Genomic DNA, 3,359 nt, shown 5'->3' with positions numbered 1-3,359 from the left:
GGGGCAAATGCTGCTCCAACTATCTGTTTTCTACCCAGATCGCATCGGTCAGCATCTGCGCTGAAAATTTTTCTCCCCTCGGGGAGAAGTCTTTTAAAAGAGTTTACACAAAAGATTTGACAGACCCTCTTGCTGTCCTTTTAAATGTAATCATCTTCTTGTTTTCCATATACAAGCTTGGTTTCATGATTCAAATGCTCTTGCAAACCATCATAATTATTGGCATCTATTTGTTTCTACTATACAGGCAGCGCAGCTCATGAAGACGAAGAAAGCATCCGAAATAATTTATAAGGAGCCTTATGAATAAATATCTGCTCATAGATGAAGAAAGCAATCTTCCTATTGGGGAATGTTTGGATATTGATGGACTTGTAAATGAGCACGAAGATCATGATCGTGTACTTTATGAAATCAGCATAGACGGATTAAGCTTAAATGAAGAGTTCATCCGGCATTGTATGATCACTAAATCCAAAATAATGGGTATCTATATACATATATTGGAACAAGGTGAACATGTGATAGGTTCATATTACTTCGGCCTATGCAAGCCGTACTATCTGCACAAAGCGATTATAACGACTCCGGCTAATATCAATCTGAGGGTACTTGTCGGATGTTTATCAGCCCCCTCTCAGGAAGCTAAGGAAATTTGGGATGAATGGATGATTTCGAAGCCATTATCGATGAATGCTTGGGCTAAGTTATCACAAAAACAAAGATTGGGCTGGTCAGAGGTTGTCCGCATACACTCTAGCTTTGCTAAGTATGCTATCAGTCGTGATGGCAATTACTACTTGGATATGACTCATGTGACCGACTCTGTTTCCTTCTACTGCGCTTTAGGAGAAGCGATGAATGGACCAGGCGGGTATTATGGATTTAATTTAGATAGTTTGGAGGATTGTTTTTACGGAGGTTTTGGGGCAATACCGCCATTTAATCTTCATTTTAATATTCAGAAAAACAAAACAGATTCTTTAAAATTACAAAGACTGACGGACTTGCTGATCTCACATCAAGTAACCATCGTTTATCCTTAAATTTAATTAGGCATGCAGGAATATGGAACACTAAGCTCAATATTATAACTCAGTTTAATTGGATACCGCTGAATCAAAAACAATAATCAAGAAGAGAGCTCCGTGACTATTTATGAACGAATTGACTTAGAAAGCTATGTTAGCTGGCTAGCTGGATTAGCAAAGAAAGTATAAAGAGCAGTACAAACTATAATCCGTCTACTTCCTTTTCGTAGAAGTAAAAAGGTTTTGATTTTGTCGGGAAAAATAAGTTCGCCTTTCTTCGTATAGCCAAGTCGGGTGAACAGGGCCTGTGGGTATGAACCTGAGGAATTTAGAAGAAAGAAACCGCAGGCTTTAAGCGCTGCGGTTCATCAACTAGAAGACAGAGGGCGCTACTCGTAGATATGGATTCTGCGCAGCATCTGGTTCTGTCCATCGAATAAGATGATATTTTCCTTGGCATCGACAGTGAGCAGTGTATGCTCTTTTATCTCGATTGCCCTCGGCTCCACCTGGGTTTTCTGGAACGATTCGTTTATCTGCTCGGGCGCGTCTTTATTGAAGCGAAGATCCTGATTATTCGGTTGGACAAAGATCTGCTCGTAACGGCCTGTCTTTGGATCATATAAGCCGCGGTTGTAGTACAACTCGTCGAAGGATACATGCACTTGAATTTGACCCTTCGTATCGATGCGATAAACTTTATTGGAGTCGACTGCATAAAATACTCCATTGGCTGATGTCATATTGACAATATGATCAATGTGAGCACGGGCGACAATTGTATAGCCTTGATCGGTTACTGTGGATATATCACCTGTTTCTTGATCATACACATAGATGATGCCGTCTTTCACTGTGGAGACGAGCCTAGTGTCTTCTTTAGTCGACTTGGCTACATATCGGCTTCCTCCGCTTTTCTGCGTAGCATAGATGTTGAATGCGCTCCCCATATAGAAGGTTTCGCCATCAGCCGTATCGAAGAAGAAGGAGTGGTCATTCTTCGGAATCCGTTTGTTTTTGTCTAGTGTTGGAGTGGTGAAGGTTTTCCAATGGGTCACCATATGAATCTCTGGAGCAAGTTTATAGACGACCTGTGATCCTAGGACATATAGGGAGTCGGTTGCAAAGTTATATTTCAGCTCTTCCGGAATAAAGTCGAGGTAATGAAAGGTTCGCTTACGCACATCCGACGGTGCAGACCTGATGTCATATTCGGGAATATCTTGATATTCAAAGTTATAGCTGCCGTTGCCGTTCACCTGAGACAAGATGCGGGGTGTTTTTCCTTTAGTTGGATCATACTCTTTGAAAACATACCCCAAGCTACTATTGTTTTCAAGCAAATAGATACGACCATTTCGATCAGCCGCAATGCTGCTAACGATGGATGGATAGGGTTTAGGCGTATTGATCTCCGGATCAGTAGTCAGATTATCAACCGTGATTTTCGTCAGCCGTTTCGGCTTTGCCACCTCTGCCTGACCAGGCTGTATCTTCTGGGGAGACAGGGTGATCGCCCGAGTGGCTGAGTCGAAAGAAACCTTATAGTCGAAGCATTCCGCTATAAAACGAAGGGGGGCCATCGTTGATTCCTTTACGATGACAGCCGGCTGGTCCAAATGAACGGATTTCCCATTGTAAATAGCCTCATTGAAATCAATCGTAAGCTGAATGGACTGTGTTCCATAGGTCAATAGAGCGGTTCGGGTAGCCTCATTCCATTGAATCTCCGCTCCCAAAGCCTCGCTCACGAAGCGCAAGGGTACCATCGTCGTATCGTTCATTAAATAAGGCGCTGATGATAACTGAACGATAGCCCCCTTGGATTGGGCGGTTGTATCGTTTAAGGTTAGCACCACTTCATGAACGGCAGGTGCTTCCGCACGGGCCATCGGTGTATTCAAGTATGAAAGTATAAGAGAAGCTAACAGAAGCAGTGATGCTTTTCGCCGCATAGATGTTGATCCCTTCATCAAGTATGGTATGGTGTCCACAGTAAGTCCTCTTCACGATTCGGAGGTAAACATAATTTCACTAGAGACTGTCAATTAAAAAGTGTAACCTTTGAAAGCAGAATCTAGCAAACAGCGAGCCGCAGCTTGACCCGGAGCCTCTGGCGGGCCCGATGCACCCGCGATGGGCGAAGGGGCCTATGGGCCTTTTTCGCTCCGGCGATCAGCCTATCAGGCCCGCCCCCTCCGCATCAAGCCGCTTAGCGCACCTGGACGCGCTCCGGATAAAATACCGTGAGCTGCAGCAGAATTTGACCCCAGTTCTGCACCCGTCCTGTCCATTTTCGCAGTACATCCATGGTCGCCAGGTACAGCA

3 protein-coding genes are annotated in these 3,359 nt (G+C 44.0%); 2 read left to right on the top strand and 1 reads right to left on the bottom strand.

The features are described from left to right. A partial coding sequence (locus WMW72_RS35415) for a hypothetical protein (protein WP_341420299.1) occupies nucleotides 1-263 on the top strand: 263 nt, incomplete at its 5' end. Between the two features lie 39 nt (nucleotides 264-302). Next, nucleotides 303-1,046 carry a barstar family protein gene (locus WMW72_RS35410; protein ID WP_341420298.1) on the top strand — a complete coding sequence of 248 codons (744 nt, stop codon included), beginning with the start codon at nucleotides 303-305 and terminating at the stop codon, nucleotides 1,044-1,046. A 374-nt stretch (nucleotides 1,047-1,420) separates the two neighbouring features. On the opposite strand, the gene WMW72_RS35405 is transcribed toward WMW72_RS35410, so the two are convergent. Beyond that, entirely contained in the window at nucleotides 1,421-3,025 is a 1,605-nt protein-coding gene (locus tag WMW72_RS35405; protein WP_341420297.1) for a copper amine oxidase N-terminal domain-containing protein, read from the bottom strand. Between the last annotated feature and the right edge of the window lie 334 nt (nucleotides 3,026-3,359).

Origin of the sequence: Paenibacillus filicis (assembly GCF_038070315.1) — a bacterium.
Classification (GTDB): Bacteria; Bacillota; Bacilli; order Paenibacillales; family NBRC-103111; genus Paenibacillus_G; species Paenibacillus_G filicis.
The sequence above is the reverse complement of the archived record's forward strand: the minus strand, read 5'-3'. Positions and strand labels throughout refer to the sequence as shown.

Excerpts from the sequence above, each read along its gene's own strand:
- WMW72_RS35410 (WP_341420298.1), top strand. The coding sequence starts at position 303 with ATGAATAAATATCTGCTCATAGATGAAGAAAGCAATCTTCCTATTGGG.